Source organism: Promicromonospora sp. CA-289599, assembly GCF_050936155.1.
Classification (GTDB): Bacteria; Actinomycetota; Actinomycetes; order Actinomycetales; family Cellulomonadaceae; genus Promicromonospora.
Map to the genome: position 1 here is coordinate 4109163 of NZ_JBNJNI010000001.1, position 16742 is coordinate 4125904.

13 protein-coding genes and 1 other RNA gene are annotated in these 16742 nt (G+C 70.0%); 12 read left to right on the plus strand and 2 right to left on the minus strand.

The genetic code is table 11. The features are described 5' to 3' along the window. Positions 1–12 precede the first annotated feature (12 nt). From prfB to ssrA, 6 genes are all read left to right on the plus strand, one after another. A complete protein-coding gene (gene prfB / locus ACQEVI_RS18255) occupies positions 13–1122 on the plus strand; it encodes a peptide chain release factor 2 (protein WP_432901357.1) in 1110 nt (369 codons plus the stop codon). A gap of 141 nt (positions 1123–1263) precedes the next feature. After that, positions 1264–2040 carry a cell division ATP-binding protein FtsE gene (gene ftsE, locus ACQEVI_RS18260; protein WP_432901359.1) on the plus strand — a complete coding sequence of 259 codons (777 nt, stop codon included), beginning with the start codon at positions 1264–1266 and terminating at the stop codon, positions 2038–2040. Positions 2041–2042: 2 nt separating this feature from the next. Continuing rightward, complete coding sequence (ftsX, locus tag ACQEVI_RS18265) at positions 2043–2954, plus strand: permease-like cell division protein FtsX (protein ID WP_432901361.1); 912 nt, start codon at positions 2043–2045, stop codon at positions 2952–2954. Next, the gene (locus tag ACQEVI_RS18270; protein WP_432901362.1) at positions 2954–4408 is read left to right on the plus strand and encodes a peptidoglycan DD-metalloendopeptidase family protein; all 1455 of its coding nucleotides are present in this window, start codon (positions 2954–2956) and stop codon (positions 4406–4408) included. Before ftsX ends, ACQEVI_RS18270 begins: the two co-directional genes overlap by 1 nt. Positions 4409–4498: 90 nt before the next feature. Beyond that, positions 4499–4972 carry an SsrA-binding protein SmpB gene (gene smpB, locus ACQEVI_RS18275; protein ID WP_116674061.1) on the plus strand — a complete coding sequence of 158 codons (474 nt, stop codon included), beginning with the start codon at positions 4499–4501 and terminating at the stop codon, positions 4970–4972. Between the two features lie 116 nt (positions 4973–5088). After that, positions 5089–5457: a transfer-messenger RNA gene (gene ssrA / locus ACQEVI_RS18280) on the plus strand. 71 nt (positions 5458–5528) lie between these two features. Here ssrA and ACQEVI_RS18285 read toward each other — a convergent pair. Next, complete coding sequence (locus ACQEVI_RS18285) at positions 5529–5717, minus strand: hypothetical protein (RefSeq protein ID WP_432901365.1); 189 nt, start codon at positions 5715–5717, stop codon at positions 5529–5531. A 248-nt stretch (positions 5718–5965) separates the two neighbouring features. After that, on the minus strand, positions 5966–6616 hold the full coding sequence (locus ACQEVI_RS18290; RefSeq protein ID WP_432901367.1) for a hypothetical protein: 651 nt from the start codon (positions 6614–6616) through the stop codon (positions 5966–5968). A gap of 215 nt (positions 6617–6831) precedes the next feature. Between ACQEVI_RS18290 and ACQEVI_RS18295 the strand changes: the two genes are divergently transcribed. The 6 genes from ACQEVI_RS18295 to ACQEVI_RS18320 all read left to right on the plus strand — a co-directional run bounded on the left by ACQEVI_RS18295 (position 6832) and on the right by ACQEVI_RS18320 (position 16704). Continuing rightward, positions 6832–8100 carry an extracellular solute-binding protein gene (locus ACQEVI_RS18295; RefSeq protein WP_432901369.1) on the plus strand — a complete coding sequence of 423 codons (1269 nt, stop codon included), beginning with the start codon at positions 6832–6834 and terminating at the stop codon, positions 8098–8100. Between the two features lie 25 nt (positions 8101–8125). Then, positions 8126–9076: a carbohydrate ABC transporter permease gene (locus ACQEVI_RS18300; RefSeq protein ID WP_432901371.1), complete on the plus strand. Its 951-nt coding sequence runs from the start codon at positions 8126–8128 to the stop codon at positions 9074–9076. Then, positions 9070–9957 carry a carbohydrate ABC transporter permease gene (locus tag ACQEVI_RS18305; protein WP_432901373.1) on the plus strand — a complete coding sequence of 296 codons (888 nt, stop codon included), beginning with the start codon at positions 9070–9072 and terminating at the stop codon, positions 9955–9957. Before ACQEVI_RS18300 ends, ACQEVI_RS18305 begins: the two co-directional genes overlap by 7 nt. 3 nt (positions 9958–9960) lie before the next feature. Then, positions 9961–13041 carry an alpha-mannosidase gene (locus tag ACQEVI_RS18310; protein ID WP_432901375.1) on the plus strand — a complete coding sequence of 1027 codons (3081 nt, stop codon included), beginning with the start codon at positions 9961–9963 and terminating at the stop codon, positions 13039–13041. After that, positions 13038–14723: a hypothetical protein gene (locus ACQEVI_RS18315; RefSeq protein ID WP_432901377.1), complete on the plus strand. Its 1686-nt coding sequence runs from the start codon at positions 13038–13040 to the stop codon at positions 14721–14723. Before ACQEVI_RS18310 ends, ACQEVI_RS18315 begins: the two co-directional genes overlap by 4 nt. Positions 14724–14823: 100 nt before the next feature. Further along, entirely contained in the window at positions 14824–16704 is a 1881-nt protein-coding gene (locus ACQEVI_RS18320) for a propionyl-CoA synthetase (RefSeq protein WP_432901379.1), read from the plus strand. Positions 16705–16742 lie beyond the last annotated feature (38 nt).

Genomic DNA, 16742 nt, shown 5'->3' on the forward strand with positions numbered 1-16742 from the left:
ACCTTGAGCATCGTGGCAACCAACGACTTTCCCGCAGAGATCAAGGCGCTCCGCGCCACCCTCGATTCCATCGAGGCAGTGAGCGACCCCACCGCCCTGCAGGCGAAGATCGCCGAGCTGTCCGAACAGGCGTCGGCGCCCAACCTGTGGGACGACCCCGACGAGGGCCAGCGTGTCTCCTCCGCGCTCTCGGCCGCGCAGTCAGAGCTCGACCGGGTGGAGAAGCTCCGCGCCCGGATCGACGACGTCGAGACGCTCGTCGAGCTCGGCCACGAGATGGACGACGCCGACTCGCTCACCGAGGCCGAGGAGGAGGTCGCGAAGATCCGCAAGGACCTCGCGGCGCTCGAGGTGCGCACGCTGCTGAACGGCGAGTACGACTCCCGTGAGGCGGTCGTGACGATCCGTGCGGGTGCGGGCGGCGTCGACGCCGCCGACTTCGCGGAGATGCTGATGCGCATGTACCTGCGCTGGGCCGAGCGTCACGGCTATCCCACCAAGGTCGGCGACACGTCGTACGCGGAGGAGGCGGGTCTCAAGTCGGCCACCTTCGAGGTCAACGTGCCGTACGCCTTCGGGAACCTGTCGGTCGAGGCGGGCACCCACCGTCTGGTGCGGATCTCGCCGTTCGACAACCAGGGCCGCCGGCAGACGTCGTTCGCGGCGGTCGAGGTGATCCCGCTCATCGAGCAGACGGACCACATCGACATCCCGGACACCGAGCTCAAGATCGACGTGTACCGCTCCTCGGGCCCGGGCGGCCAGTCCGTGAACACCACGGACTCCGCGGTGCGCATGACCCACATCCCGACCGGCGTCGTGGTGGCCATGCAGAACGAGAAGTCGCAGATCCAGAACCGCGCCGCCGCCTACCGCGTGCTGCAGTCGCGTCTGCTCCTGCTGCGCAAGGCGGAGGAGGCGGCCACGCGCAAGGAGATGGCCGGCGACATCAAGGCGAGCTGGGGCGACCAGATGCGCTCCTACGTGCTGCAGCCGTACCAGATGGTCAAGGACCTGCGCACGGAGCACGAGTCGGGTAACCCGCAGGCCGTGTTCGACGGCGCCATCGACGACTTCATCGAGGCCGGCATCCGCTGGCGCCGGGGCGGCGGCGAGAACTGACGGTCAGGGCGCATAGCCCTAGACGAATTGCCGTTTGCCAAACGTTTTGACCGATATGCCGCCCAGGCTTTGCGGACCGGGTGACTTCTGTCGGCGTGTCCGCCCGACACGCCACCGGTCCGGCCACCTAGTCTCGGGCTCGTGATCAGGTTCGAGAACGTGTCGAAGGTCTACGCGCGGGGCGCACGGCCTGCCCTCGACCAGGTCTCCGTGGACGTCGAGCGCGGTGAGTTCGTGTTCCTCGTGGGGGCCTCGGGCTCGGGCAAGTCGACGTTCCTGTCGTTGGTGCTGCGCGAGCAGCGGCCCACGCGGGGCCGCGTCTATGTGGCAGGGCGGGACGTCGCGAACCTCTCGGGGTGGCGCGTGCCCACGCTGCGCCGTCAGCTCGGGGTGGTGTTCCAGGACTTTCGCCTGCTGCAGAACAAGACTGTCCACGAGAACGTGGCCTTCGCCCTGCAGGTGATCGGCAAGCCGCGTCACGTCATCCGGGACACCGTGCCGGAGGTGCTGGACATGGTCGGCCTGGCGGGCAAGGGCAAACGCATGCCGACCGAGCTGTCGGGCGGCGAGCAGCAGCGCGCGGCGATCGCCCGCGCGATCGTGAACCGGCCGCAGATCCTCCTGGCTGACGAACCCACGGGAAACCTCGACCCCACCACCTCGCTGGGCATCATGCGCCTGCTGGACCGCATCAACCGGACGGGCACCACAGTGGTCATGGCCACGCACGACGACGAGATCGTCAACGAGATGCAGCGCCGCGTGGTCGAGCTGTCGGACGGCGTCGTCGTCCGCGACGAGGCGCGGGGCGGCTACGGCGAGCGCGAGGCGATCCTGCCCGACGTCGGCGCGTCGCCGGTGCTCGACTCCCCGGGCAGCGGAACCCGTGCGCCGGTCCAGACCGTGCGGGGGGTCTGACCGTGCGCTTCCAGTTCGTGCTGGGTGAGGTCTTCTCGGGCCTGCGCCGCAACACCACGATGGTCGTGGCAGTGGTGCTCGTGACGTTCGTGTCGCTGACGTTCGTCGGCGCGGCGGCCCTGCTCCAGGCCCAGATCGGCAAGCTGAAGGACGACTGGTACGACCTCGTCGAGGTCTCCGTGTTCCTCTGCCCGCAGGGCTCCGTCGTGCCGACGTGCGCGGGCGGCGAGGCCACCCCTGGCCAGGTCGACGCGGTGCGCCAGATCATCGACACCGAGCTGTCCGACGAGGTCAGCGCTGTCTACTTCGAGTCGAAGGAGCAGGCGTTCGAGGCGTTCAGCGAGCGCTATCCCGACGGCTACCAGGGCACGCAGCTCACCGCCGACGACATGCAGGCCTCGCTCCGCCTGAAGCTGGCCGACGCCGAGCAGTTCGCCGTCGTCAGCGACGTGCTCTCCGGCCGTGACGGCGTGGAGATCGTGGAGGACCAACGGGCTGTCTTCGAACCGCTGTTCCGGACGCTCAACGTCGCCACGCTGCTCGCGGCCGGGCTGGCCGGCGTCATGCTCCTGGCCGCCGTGCTGCTGATCACGACCACCATCCGGCTGAGCGCCGTCTCGCGGCGCAAGGAGACCGAGATCATGCGCCTGGTGGGCGCGTCCAACCTGTTCATCCAGCTGCCGTTCCTGCTGGAGGGGGCGCTGGCGGCAGTGCTGGGCTCGCTGCTGGCCGGAGGTGGGCTCTGGCTCGCCGTCCGGTTCATGGTCAGCGACTGGCTCGAACGGTCCGTCGACTGGGTGGCCTACGTCTCGGAGGTCGACGTGCTCCGCGTCGCGCCGCTGCTCGTGATCACGGCGGTCGCCCTGGCCGCGCTCTCGTCCTTCTTCACCCTGAACCGGTACACGAGGATCTGATGACTACTTCACGAAGCCTTCGGTCCGGGGCCGTCGCACGCACAGCCGTCGCACGCACAGCCGTCGCACGCAGAGCCGTCGCACGCAAGGCTGTGGCACGTGGCCCGGTCGCGGCGGTGCTCGCGGCGGTCCTCCTGCTGGGTGGCGCCACCGTCGGGTACACCGACGACCTCGACGACCGCCGCGCCGCCGCGGAGCGGAAGCAGCAGGCCAAGGAGGACGAGCGCGAGAACCTCGAGGCCGAGCTGGAGCACACGGACAAGCAGCTCGCCGACGCCGTGCTCGAGCTGAACCAGGTGGAGGGCCGGCTGCCCGTCGCGGAGGCCGAGCTCGCCGTGGCAGAGGCCGAGCTGGAGCGCGCGGAGCGGGAGGCGGCGATCCTCGCCCAGCGTCTGGCCGACGCACAGCTGGAGGAGGCAACGGTCACCCAGCTGCTCCAGGACGGCTCCGGCAAGGTCGACGGGGCGCGCGACGACATCGCGCAGATGGCGCGCGAGGAGTTCCGCGGTGCGGGCAACGCCTCGACGATCGGCCTCGTGACCGGCGCGCAGAGCACCGAGGAGTTCATCGACGGGTACTCCGTCTCGTCGACGGCCGCGCGGATCCGGGCGCGCACGCTCGCCGAGCTGCAGAGCGCCGAGGCGACCGCACGCAACCTGCAGGCGCGGCTGACCGCGATCCGTGAGGTGGTCACGGAGCTCAAGCGTCTTGCGGACGAGAACGTACGGTCCAAGGAGCAGGCCAAGCAGTCGGCGGTCGAGCGCAAGGCCGAGATCGTCGAGCTGATCGCCGAGCAGGAGCGGCTCAAGTCCCGTATCGAGCAGCGCAAGCACGTCGCGGTGCAGAACATGCAGGACACCGAGGAGGAGCTCAGCTCCATCGAGTCCGACCTCAAGGGGATCATCCGCGAGCAGCGGGAGCGGGACGAGCGGCTGGCCCGGGAGCGGGCCGAGCGGGAGGCGGAGGGGGGCTCCTCGGGCGGCGGGTCCGGTGGTGGCGGTTCCTCGGGCGGCGGTTCGGGCGGCGGATCGTCCGGCGGCGGCACGGGCACCGTGTCGTTCCTCAGCTACCCGACGGCGAGCCCCGTCGTCACCTCCTCGTACGGCATGCGGTTCCACCCGGTGCTGCAGTACAACCGCCTGCACGCCGGGACCGACCTCCGGGCGTACTGCGGCACGCCGATCCTGGCGCCCGCGGACGGCACGGTGCTGTACGCGCGCTACCTGGACGGCCTGGGCAACCAGGTGCTGATCAACCACGGCTACTCGTCCGGCGGCAGCAGCGTGATGACGAGCTCCAACCACCTCAGCTCGTTCGCCGTGTCGTCGGGCCAGCGGGTCTCACGCGGCCAGGTGATCGGGTACTCGGGCACCACCGGTACGTCAACGGCCTGCCACCTGCACTTCGAGGTCTACATCAACGGTTCGACGGTCGACCCGATGAGCTGGCTGTAAAAGCCTGGTCCACCGAGGCCGGGCGCGTAAACTGGGGCGTCGCGCTGCCCGCACGGGGCATGGCGCACCAGCAGATCCCGGAGGGAGACCATGGCCAAGAAGGACGATCCGCGCAAGATCGTGGCGAACAACAAGAAGGCCCGTCATGACTACGTGATCGAGGACGTCTTCGAGGCCGGGCTCGTGCTCTCGGGTACCGAGGTCAAGGCGCTGCGGATGGGGCGGGCTTCCCTCACGGACGGCTACGCCACCGTCGACCGCGGCGAGGCGTGGCTCGAGAACGTGCACATCCCCGCGTACTTCCAGGGCACGTGGAACAACCACGCGCCGCGGCGCCGGCGCAAGCTGCTGCTGCACCGCGAGGAGATCCTCCGGCTGGAGTCGAAGTCGCGGGAGAAGGGGCACACCCTGATCCCCCTGGCGCTGTACTTCCTGGACGGCCGGGCCAAGGTGGAGATCGCCCTGGCTCGAGGCAAGAAGGAGTACGACAAGCGTCAGACCCTGCGCGAGCAGCAGGACATGCGCGAGGCGCAGCGGGCGATGCGGCAGAAGGAGCTCCGCTGACCGGTCGCGGGTCTGCGGGCTGTAACGGAAATAACGTTCCCGTCTGCGGAGTTGTCGCATAGGATGGAGATGTTCCGCACGGGCGCAGCTCGGGCGGGGCAGTTGAAAACAACATAGGGGCTGATCGGTTTCGACGGTGGTCGTGCTTCGAGGAGAAGCGGGCCGAGGATGCAGGCTTATCTCGTAAACGATGCCTGCAAACACATAGTTGCCGATAACTCGCGCAACGACTTCGCCCTCGCCGCCTGAGCGAGCCCGAAGTCCGTCGGCCTGGGAGATGCTTCCGTCCCAGTAGCCGGCGTCATCTAGGAAGCCACTGCTCGTAGCTCTCGTCATCGGGGCTGCGGGAACACTCAGATGACTGGGCCTGTCCGCGAACGTGTCTGTGCGAGTGCGGGGGCCGAGAAAATCCATAGCAGACTGCGCCCGGAGAAGTACTCGAAAAGCGTCACCGGACCCGGGTTCGATTCCCGGCAGCTCCACCCCTATGACAGCAGGCCCGCCTCCATCGGAGGCGGGCCTGCTGTGTTGTCGGCGCGCGAGGAAACAGCGCGGCCTACTGCCTCGACAGGTCCGTAACGGGTATGGCTACCTCGCGCGACCGCAGGACGCCGTCGACCACGACCACGGCCTCCTTGCCCGCCCAGCCCGGCCGGACGGTCTTCACGATGCCCTCTGTGCCGCGTTCTGTGCTCGACGCCCCGGTGACCCTCACCATGACGCCTGTGGCGATCCCGTCGCCCATAACTCTCTTCTTTCTGTAGTCAGTTCGGGCCGGGACGATCAATTCACACATGCGTCTGGTAATCGCTCAGCTCGGTGGGTGCCTGAGCCTGCCAGCGCTTTGGTGCGGCGTCAAGATGAATGTGCGATGTTGATTTGTGGCATCCGGCTTTCATTTTTGTCTGTGTATTTTCCTTTCAGCAGATGGCCGTTTGCGCAGTTCTTTAACCCGCTCAAAGGTCGTACGAATTATTCGCAATTCGGGCAAACCTATCCGATATCGCGCAGCACCGACCGCACGACCACCATGTCCGCGCCGTACCTGTCGTCCGCGTAGCGCTGGATGCTGCCGTCGTCGTAGGCGACGGTCACCCAGACGTAGCCGTTGTCGATCCAGCCGCTGAGGCCACCGAGGTGGTCGTGCACCTCGTTCTGGAGCTCGAGGGCCTCGGGTTCGGACATCTTCGGTCCGATCGCACCCGCGTTGTCGGGATCGAGCCGGGGGTCCTCGGGGGAGGTGGGTCGCTCCGCCGGGGCGGCGGTGGCCGCGGTGACGCGGAAGGTCGCGCCGTCCCAGGAGCCCTTCACCTGGTACGTACCCCAGGTGGTGTCCAGCGCGGACTCGGCCTCGACGGCGTCCCAGTCCCAGCCGGCGATCTCCAGGCCGCTGCACTGGGGCGGGTGCGACTCGAGGATCATGCCCAGGCAGAGCTCGGGCGGGCCGTCACCCTCCTGGAGGACGGTGTCGACGGTCGTGACCTGGCCCGACGCGGCTGGGGCGGGCGGTGCTGCCGCCGTCGGCGTGTCATCCGGCGGGGTGCCGCCGTCGGCGGGGCCGTCCTGGGCGGCGCATGCGCTCAGCAGCAGCGCACCGGCCAGGCCGGTGCCGAGGAGTCGGCGTGATGCTCGTAGCGGCTTCATACTCGGCATATGTTGGCGTGACCACCGCTCTTGCACCTCCGTGCACGAGATTCCCGGTAAACGCTTGCCCAGCGTGCGGGTACGGGGCTAGCGTGTACACACAAGAATATGTCAAGACATAAGATCAAACGGCCTTCAGCGATCCACCGGCAGCACAGCACCCACCCGGCTACACAGCACAGGCGCTCAGGGTTGAGCGCCGACGAGGAGACACAATGAAGCGTCAGTACCTGACCCGCTCGCTCGCGACCGCGTCGATCACGATCGGCGCGCTCGTGCTCGCATCGTGCTCGAGCGGTGGCGGCGGCTCCGATGACGAGGTCGTGCTCCAGCTCATGCAGTCGGGCGACGTCAACCAGGGTGGCGGCTACGCCCAGCTGGCGGAGAAGTACTTCGAGGAGACCGGCGTGCGCGTCGAGGTCGTCGAGGTGCCCAACGACGACCTGCGCACGCGGCTGCGTACCTCGGCGCAGGCGAACGACCTGCCGGCCCTGGCGGCGTCGCCGTCGACCGACCCGGCGTGGACCGAGCGCCTGCTCGATCTGACCGACGTCTTCGACGAGGTCGGTGTCATCGACACGCTCTCCGTCGCCGACCCCGCCGACGGCAAGGTCAAGGCGCTGCCGACCACCCTCACCGCCGTCGGCATGTTCCTCAACAAGTCGCTGTGGGACGAGGCCGGCGTCGAGTACCCGACGACGCTCGAAGAGCAGTGGACGTGGGACGAGTACGTCGAGAAGTCGAGCGAGGTCGTCGAGGCGACCGACGCGGAGTACGGCGCCGTCATGGACCCCTCCGCGCACCGCCTGCGCTCCTTCCTGTTCGAGTTCGGCAGCGAGGGCGTCACCGAGCAGCCCGACGGCACGTGGGCGCTCGACGAGGAGGGCGCCGAGGCGCTCGGCTACTTCAAGAAGCTGCACGAGGACGGCGTCATGCCGCAGGCCGTGTGGGGCGCCGCCGACGACCCGAGCGCGACGTTCAAGTCGGGTCGCGTCGCGGGCTACATGTCGGGCGTCTGGCAGATCGCCGACTTCCAGGAGACCATCACCGACTTCGAGTGGGTGTCCGTGCCGCTGCCGCAGCAGCCGGTGCGCGCGACCAACTACGGTGCTGCGTCGTGGATCGTGGCGTTCGACGGCACCGGCGTCGAGGAGGAGACCCTCGACTTCGTCAAGTGGCTGTACTCGGAGGAGAACTACCGCGAGTACTGCGAGATCTCGGGCTGCCTGCCCGTGCTGGACGGCCTCGAGGTCAGCTACGAGGAGGACTCGTACGCCTTCGACCTGTACAACGGTGAGATCGCGGAGTCCCCGGCGATCTCGGCGGTCCAGACGACCGACGGCGTGCTGAACGGCTACGAGGGCAAGGCGATCGACTCCGAGCCCCTCCTCGACGAGACCGTCAAGCTCGTCAACGACGAGCAGACGCTCGAGCAGACCGTGGAGAACATCAACGAGGCCTCGACCGAGCAGATGGCCGACTGATCGCGACGCACGAAAAAGGCTCCTCATGACTCTCACCACCCCGGGTCCGTCCTCCTCCTCCGCCCCCGTGGCGGAGGAGGAGGACGGGCGGCGCGTCCGGCGTCGCCGGCACAGCCGCTACCTCCTCGCCCCCTTCGTCTTCACGGTCGGCACGGCCGTGCTGTTCGGACTGTTCTTCCTGTGGCCAGGCGTGCTCGGCCTGTCGTACTCGCTGACGGACTTCCGCGGGTGGGGAGACCTCGAGTTCGTCGGGCTCGCCAACTACCTCGAGCTGTTCCAGGACAGCGAGTTCTACCAGTCGCTCGGGCGCACGTTCGTGTACGCGCTGTTCTCGGTGCCCGTCGGCTACGTCCTGGCACTCGCCATGGCAGTGGCGCTCACCTCGAAGGGCGCACGGGGCAAGACGCCGGCCCGCATCATCTTCTTCATGCCGTGGCTGGTGTCACCGATCATCGCCGGTGTCATCTGGCGGTGGATGTTCGGCGAGAGCTTCGGGTTCGTCAACTACGTCATCCAGCTGCTGGGCGGGGAGGCGGTGCCCTGGGCGAGCAATGCCGACCTGTCGCTGTTCGTCGCGGTCCTGGCCTCGGCATGGGGCGGTGCCGCCTTCAACATGCTGCTGTTCATCGCGGCGATCAGCAACGTGCCGCAGTCCTACTACGAGGCCGCGGAGCTCGACGGCGCGAACGGCTGGGAGCGGTTCTGGTACATCACGCTGCCGTCCATCGCTCCGACGTCGGTGCTCGTCATCCTGCTGTCGTCGCTCGGCTCGATGAAGGAGTTCGCGATGATCCAGGCACTCAACGGTGGTGGGCCCGGCACCCAGAACCGCCTGGTCGTGCAGTACATCTACGAGACCGGTTTCGAACGCTCGCTCGTCGGATATGCGGCCGCCGCATCGATGGTCCTGCTGGTCATCCTCATGGTCATCGCGATCATCCAGCTCCGTATCAGCAAGAGGAACAACGCATGGTGACGACGACGGACACGCCCACGGTGGCGCCGAAGAAGTACGCGAGGCCAGGCGGACGCCGGCTCGGCGAGCTCCGTCGCAGCATCGTCCCGACCACGATGCTGTGGGTCATCGCCGTGCTCATGGCGTTCCCCCTGCTGTGGTTCCTGCTGTCGTCGTTCAAGCCGGGCGGGGAGCTGTTCACCTACCCGCTGTCGTTCTTCCCGCGCGAATGGACGCTCGCGGGCTACGAGGACGCTTTCGAGCGCGTCGACTTCCTGCGCTACTTCAGCAACACGCTCGTCGTCGCGACCGTATCGACGGCCATCACGGTGTTCCTGTGCGCGTCGACGGGCTACGCGCTCGCCAAGTACAAGAACCCGTGGCTCCACGTGCTCGGCCTGTGCGTCCTGTCGATGACCATGCTGCCGGGCGAGGTCATCCTCAACCCGCTGTTCATCGTCGTGCGCGACCTCGGCATGTACAACTCGCTGCTGGGCGTCATCATGCCGTCGGTGCTCACCCCGACCGGCGTGTTCATGTTCCGCCAGTTCTTCCTGACGATCCCCGACGAGCTCCTGGATGCCGCGCGCATCGACGGCGCGAGCGAGTACCGCATCTTCTGGGGCATCATGCTGCCGCTGGCGCGGCCCATCATGCTCACGCTCGCGATCGTGTCGTTCCACTGGCGCTGGAACGACTACATCCTGCCGCTCATCATCCTCGGCGATCCCGACCAGTTCACCCTGCAGATCGCCCTGCGTGCGCTCGTCGGCGCCGAGAACATCAACTGGAGCGTGCTGCTGGCGGCCTCGGTGCTGTCGATGATCCCGCTGGTGCTGCTCTACCTCGTGTTCCAGAAGTACATCACCTCGTCGAACATCAACGCCGGACTCAAGGACTGAGCAGTGCACGTACAGGTGTCCGCGATCCTGGGAAGGGTCGACCGGTGGCTCGGCGAGTACCTGGCCGACGCCGTCACCGCCGGGTCCGTGCCGCTCGACGTCGCGGCATGGACGGTGCCGGGCCAGCCGGGCGGCGCGGGCGAACCGATCGCGTTCGCCGACGTGCCTGATCCGGCGACGTTCGCGCCGGCCGCCCCCGGGTACGGGTGGGGGCGGCCCTGGGGCACCACCTGGTTCCAGGTGTCCGGACGGGTACCGGCTCTCTGGGTGCCCGACGACAGGCACCGCGTCGAGCTCTCCCTCGACCTCGGTTTCGACGGCGCCAAGCCGGGGTTCCAGTGCGAAGGGCTGGTGCGCACCCCGGCCGGGCACGTGGTGAAGGGCCTCGAACCCCGCAACCATCACGTGCCGCTCGAGGCGGGTCCCGGCGAGCCGTTCGCATTCCTCGTCGAGGGTGCGGCCAACCCGGACCTGTCGGGCGGCGACGACTTCAAAGGGGCACGCGCCTACGCGCCGACGCCGCTCGGTGACCCGAGGAGTGCGCCGGACGCGCCGCTGTACCGGCTGGGGCGGCTCGAGATCCGGCGGGTCGACACCGAGGTCGAGCGTCTGGTCCGCGAGGTCACCGTGCTGCGGGGCCTCGCGCTGGAGCTTGCCGAGCACGAGCCGCGCCGGGCCGCGCTGCTGGCGGGCCTGGACCACGCGCTCGACGAGCTCGACCCCGGCGACCCCGCAGCGGCGTCGGCCGCCGCGCGGGCGGTGCTCGCCCCCCTGCTCGCCTCGCCCGCGGCCGCGTCGGCGCACCGCATCGTCGCGACCGGCCACGCGCACATCGACTCGGCCTGGCTGTGGCCCAGCAGAGAGACCGTACGGAAGGTCACCCGGACCTTCGCCAACGTGGTCGACCTCATGGACCGGGACCCCGACGCGGTCTTCACGAGCTCGTCTGCACAGCACTTCGCCTGGCTCAAGCGCCAGGAGCCGGAGCTCTACTCGCGGGTGAAGCAGCGGGTCGCGGAGGGCCGCATCGTCCCGGTCGGCAACATGTGGGTCGAGTCCGATGTCAACATGCCCTCGGGGGAGTCGCTGGCGCGGCAGCTGCTGCAGGGGACGCGCTTCTTCGAGCGCGAGTTCGGCGCGCGCAGCGACGTCGGCTGGCTGCCTGACTCGTTCGGCTACCCGGGCGCGCTGCCGCAGCTGCTGCGCAAGGCGGGGCTCCGCTGGTTCTTCACACAGAAGATGTGCTGGAACGACAGCAACCCGATGCCGCACCACACGTTCCTCTGGGAAGGCATCGACGGCACGCGCATCCTCACGCACTTCCCGCCGAACAACACCTACAGCGGCGACATGCGGCCCACCGAGCTCGCCCGCAGCGTGCGCAACTTCGCCGACCACGCGGGTGCCTCGCACTCGCTCATGCCGTTCGGGTACGGCGACGGCGGCGGGGGACCGACGCGCGAGATGATGTGGGACGCGCGCCTGCAGTCCGATCTCGAGGGCTCGCCGCGGGTGCGGTTCGGCACCGCCGACGCCCTGTTCGGCACCATCGAGCGCGAGTACGCGAGCCCGCCCGTCTGGTCGGGCGAGATGTACCTCGAGTTCCATCGCGGCATATACACCTCGCAGGCCCGGACCAAGCGAGGAAACCGGCGCAACGAGCAGCTGCTCGTGGAGGCCGAGCTGTGGTCGGCGAGCGCCACGCTGCGCACGGGCGCGCCGTATCCGTACGACGAGCTCGACCAGCTGTGGCAGGAGGTGCTGCTGCTGCAGTTCCACGACATCCTGCCCGGTACCGCCATCGCGTGGGTGCACCGTGAGGCCGAGGCCTCGCACGAGCGCGTCACCGAGCGGCTGGAGGGCCTCGTCGACACCGCGCTGCGGGCGCTCGCGGGGGAGGGGACGCGCAGTCTCGTGGTCAACGCGGCGCCGTTCGCGGCCTCGGGTGTTCCCGCGTTCGGCGGGGCCGCGGACGTCGCGGACGTGGCTGTGGCTGCCACCGTGCTGCCGGACGGCGGCGTCGAGCTGGCCTCGCCCGGTCTGCGGGTCGAGATCACCGCGAACGGGCTGGTCGCACACGTGGTCGACCGCGCGTCCGGTCGCGACCTCGTACCGCCGGGCATGGCGGCCAACCTGCCGCAGCTGCACGTGGACGCCCCCGCGAAGTGGGACGCGTGGGATCTCGACCGCTCCTACCGCTCGAACGCCGTCGACCTCGACGACGGCTCGGTGACGTTGCGCGACGACGGCAGCGTGCGCATCGAGCGGACGTTCGGCAGCAGCGGCCTGACGCAGACGGTGACGGTCGTCGACTCCGCTGTGCACATCCGCACGGAGGTCGACTGGCACGAGCGGCGCCGCATGCTCAAGCTCGCGTTCCCGCTCGACGTCCACGCGCAGGACGCCGCGTACGAGACCCAGTTCGGGCACGTCCGCCGTCCGCTGCACGGCAACACGTCGTGGGACGCCGCACGCTACGAGGTGTGCGCGCACCGGTGGGTGCACGTGGGCGAGCCCGGGTTCGGCGTCGCCGTGGCCAACGACGGCGTCTACGGGCACGACGTCACGCGCGACAGCGTCGACGGCCGGGTCGTCACCACCGTGCGGCAGTCGCTCCTGCGCGCGCCCACGTTCCCCGACCCGGAGGCGGACCAGGGGCGGCACTCCTTCACCACCGTGCTCGCGCTCGCCCCGACGACCGACGAGGCACTGCGCGCGGGAGCCGTGCTCGGCGCCCCGCTGCGCCGGATCACGGGTGCCGCGGCGCCGGTCCCCGTCGTCACGGTCACCGGCGTCGACGGTGCGCCGACCTCCGCCGTCGTCTCGGCGGTCAAGCTCGCCGACGACCGCTCCGGCGACCTGGTCGTGCGGATCTACGAGAGCCGAGGTGCGCGCACCCGCGCGACGCTGCATGCCGACTTCGCGGTCGCCGAGGTGCGCGAGTGCGACCTCGTCGAGACACCGCTCGCCGACGGCACGCCGGCCGTGGTGGATGACGAGGGCGACGGCACGTGCATCGTGCTGCGTCCGTTCGAGGTGCTGACACTGAGGCTGCCGCCGAGACCGAGAGGGAACCACACATGACCGAGGTGGACGAGGCGTTTCGCCGCGCGGTGATCGAGGCGGCGGACACGGCGGTGGACGGGGTGCTCGCCACGTCGCCGGCCGACGTCGACACGGGGCACATCGGGCTGTACCGCGCCACGATGCGGGACATCAAGCTGCTCGTCGCCGCGTACCTCGCGGACGGCGGGCGGTACACCGGGGACGCCGCGCTCGTCTCGCGCGCCCGCACGCACGCAGAGGCGCTCGCGGGTATGCAGGCGGCGTCCGGCCTGTTCGTCGGCGGGGACAACGTCGAGTCGCCGCCGGACACCGCCTTCGCGCTCAACGACGTGTGCGACACGCTCGAGCTGATCCGCCGCGCCGCCGCGCCGGCGCTGGCGCCGCTCGACCAGCTGCTCGGCGCGATCGCCGACGCGGCGGCGCCCGCCATGGTCGCGGGTGGGGTGCACACGCCCAACCACCGGTGGGAGCTCGCGGCGGTGCTCGCGCGGCTGCACCGGCGTCGTGCGGACCCCGCCGTGCGCGCCCGGGCCGAGAGCTGGCTCGCCGAGGGCATCGACCTGCAGAGCGACGGGCTGTACTCGGAGCGCAGCGCGGTCTACGCGGTGTTCGTGTCGAACCCGTCGCTCGCCCTGATCGGCGACGTCTTCGACCGCCCGGACCTGCACGACGCGGTGGTGCGCAACCTCGAGGCCACGCTCGGGCTGATCCTCCCTGACGGCAGCGTCGAGACGGTGCACTCGCGGCGCCAGGACCAGCGGGGCGAGCTGTTCCCGCTCGCGCCGTACCTGGTGGCGTACCGGCGGTTCGCGATCGAGCGCGCACGCGGCGATCTCGCCTGGGCGGCGGAGCGGGCCGCCGCGCAGGGCATCGTCGAACCCCAGACGGTACTCACCGAAGTGCTGCTCGACCCGCGCCTCGCGGAACCTCTTCCCGACGCCGAGCCGCCCGCCGCGACGCGCCGCGCGGAGTGGGCGGCGTCGCGGCTCGTGGTCGACGCGAACCCGGCCCGAACGGTGGTGCTCTACGGCGGGTCGGACTACTCCAGCCAGCGGCGTATCCGCTCGGGACTGGCGAACAACCCGACCTTCCTTCGCATGTTCGCGGGCGAGGTGGTGCTCGACTCGATGCGGCTGTCCCGCGACTTCTTCGGGCTCGGCCCGTTCCGCGCGGCGCGGATCGAGCACGACGGCGATGCGGTGGTGCTCGTCGAGCGACTGGAGGGGCGTTACTACCAGCCGCTCGGGGAAGGTGACCGGCGCGCCGACGGCGCGTACGACCTGGCCGACGAGGGCAGGTTCTCCGCGGCGATGTCCTTCGCGGACCGGCAGACCGAGACCGTGGTGCTGCGCACCCGGATCGCGGCGCGGCCGACCGAGGACGGTGTCGAGCTCGAGATCACCACCGAGGGCCCCGGGCTGCCCTGGGCGCTCGAGCTCGCCTTCCGCGCCGGCGGTGCGTTCGAGGGCGCGGCGGAGGTCTCGGACGGCGCGGCGCGGCTCGACTCGGGGACCGCGCGGTACCGCGTGGGCGACAGCACCGTCGAGTTCGGGCCTGGCACCGGCGCGGCGGGGCCCGCCCGCTACCAGCCCGGGGAGGACTACACGTACCTCGGGGCGACCGATGCCGTGGGCGGTAGCCGGGCGTACGTCGTCGGGAGCTCACCTGGGGTCGCGCGCGTCTTCGTTCGGGCCGTCTGAGGGCGTCGACGGCCTGCCGCTCGACGGCGCCCCAGGTCCGGGGCACACTGGCAGCGGCGCGGGACACCGGGGTCCGCCAGCCGGAACGGAAGGGTACCTCATGGCCGACTACGCGGACGTCCACCGACGGAGCCTCGCCGACCCCGAGGGGTTCTGGGGCGAGCAGGCGGCCCTGGTCTCGTGGTTCCGCAGGCCCACCCGTGTGCTCGACGCCGACAGCCCGCCGTTCTACCGCTGGTTCCCCGACGGCAGGCTGAACACCTGCTACAACGCGCTGGACCGGCACGTCATCGCGGGCCGCGGGGACCAGGCCGCGCTGATCTACGACAGCCCGGTCACGGGCACCTCCCGGACGATCACCTACGCCACCCTGCTGCAGGATGTCGCGGCCTTCGCCGGCGCCCTGCGCGACCTCGGCGTCGAGCAGGGCGACCGTGTGGTGATCTACCTGCCGATGGTGCCGGAGGCCGTCGTCGCGATGCTGGCCTGCGCCCGGCTCGGCGCCGTCCACTCGGTGGTGTTCGGCGGGTTCGCGGCGAACGAGCTGGCCCTGCGGATCGACGACGCGCAGCCGAAGGTGGTGGTGTCCGCGTCGTGCGGCATCGAACCCACGAGGATCGTGGAGTACAAGCCCCTGCTGGACCGGGCGCTGGAGCTGGCCGACCACGAGCCGTCGTCGTGCGTGGTGCTGCAGCGACCGCAGGCCATCGCGACGCTCGTCGAGGGGCGGGACCTGGACTGGGCGACCGCCATGCACGCCGGCCGGACCAACCCCGCGCCGTGCGCGGAGGTCGCCGCGACGGATCCGCTCTACATCCTGTACACGTCGGGCACCACGGGGAAGCCCAAGGGCATCCTGCGCGACAACGGCGGCCACGCCGTCGCCCTGGCCTGGTCCATGCGCAACATCTACGACATCGGGGCCGGCCAGGTCTGGTGGACGGCGTCCGACGTCGGCTGGGTCGTCGGCCACTCCTACATCGTCTACGGGCCGCTGATCGCGGGCGCCACGACCGTCCTGTACGAGGGCAAGCCCGTCGGGACGCCGGACGCCGGGGCGTTCTGGCGGGTCGTCGCCGAGCACGCCGTCGAGGCCCTGTTCACCGCACCGACGGCGATCCGGGCGATCAAGAAGGAGGACCCGGAGGGAATCCTCGTGGCGAGCCACGACATCTCCTCACTGCGGCACCTGTTCCTCGCGGGGGAGCGGCTCGACCCCGGCACGTACGAGTGGGCGGGGCGCGCCCTCGGCGTGCCGGTGATCGACCACTGGTGGCAGACCGAGACCGGCTGGGCGGTCGTCGCCAACCTGCGCGGGCTGGACCCGATGCCCACCCGGCCCGGTTCGCCGTCGGTCCCGGTGCCCGGCTTCGACGTGCGGGTGCTGCTGCCCGACGGCACGGTCGCGGAGCCGGGGCAGGAGGGCAGCCTCGCGCTCCGGCTGCCGCTCCCGCCGGGCACCCTGCAGACGCTGTGGCACGACGACGCCCGCTACGTGGCCTCGTACCTCGCCGCCTACGACGGCTACTACCTCTCCGGCGACGGCGGCTACATCGACGACGACGGGTACGTCTACGTCATGGGCCGCACCGACGACGTCATCAACGTGGCGGGGCACCGGCTGTCCACCGGGGCGATCGAGGGGGTACTCGCGGCCCATCCCGCTGTGGCGGAGTGCGCGGTGATCGGCATCGCCGACGACCTCAAGGGCCAGGTGCCGCGCGGGCTCGTGGTGCTCAAGGCGGGCGCCGACCCCGAGGGCGTCGCGGCGGAGCTCGTCGCCGCGGTGCGTGACCAGATCGGCCCGGTCGCGGCGTTCAAGGACGTCGAGATCGTCGCCGGGCTGCCGAAGACCCGCTCGGGCAAGATCCTGCGGCGCACCATGCGCCAGCTGGCCGACGGCGAGCGCCCGGCCGTGCCGTCGACCATCGAGGACCCGGCAGTGCTGACGGCTCTGGAGCCGGTGCTGCGGCGGGGATGACATCTGTCATGCGTCGACGGGTATTCCTCCGGGCATGG

Excerpts from the sequence above, each read along its gene's own strand:
- smpB (WP_116674061.1), top strand. The coding sequence starts at position 4,499 with ATGGCCAAGAAGGACGATCCGCGCAAGATCGTGGCGAACAACAAGAAG.
- ACQEVI_RS18285 (WP_432901365.1), bottom strand. The coding sequence starts at position 5,717 with ATGGGCGACGGGATCGCCACAGGCGTCATGGTGAGGGTCACCGGGGCG.
- ACQEVI_RS18295 (WP_432901369.1), top strand. The coding sequence starts at position 6,832 with ATGAAGCGTCAGTACCTGACCCGCTCGCTCGCGACCGCGTCGATCACG.
- ACQEVI_RS18305 (WP_432901373.1), top strand. The coding sequence starts at position 9,070 with ATGGTGACGACGACGGACACGCCCACGGTGGCGCCGAAGAAGTACGCG.
- ACQEVI_RS18320 (WP_432901379.1), top strand. The coding sequence starts at position 14,824 with ATGGCCGACTACGCGGACGTCCACCGACGGAGCCTCGCCGACCCCGAG.
- ACQEVI_RS18315 (WP_432901377.1), top strand. The coding sequence starts at position 13,038 with ATGACCGAGGTGGACGAGGCGTTTCGCCGCGCGGTGATCGAGGCGGCG.
- ACQEVI_RS18270 (WP_432901362.1), top strand. The coding sequence starts at position 2,954 with ATGACTACTTCACGAAGCCTTCGGTCCGGGGCCGTCGCACGCACAGCC.
- ACQEVI_RS18290 (WP_432901367.1), bottom strand. The coding sequence starts at position 6,616 with ATGAAGCCGCTACGAGCATCACGCCGACTCCTCGGCACCGGCCTGGCC.
- ACQEVI_RS18300 (WP_432901371.1), top strand. The coding sequence starts at position 8,126 with ATGACTCTCACCACCCCGGGTCCGTCCTCCTCCTCCGCCCCCGTGGCG.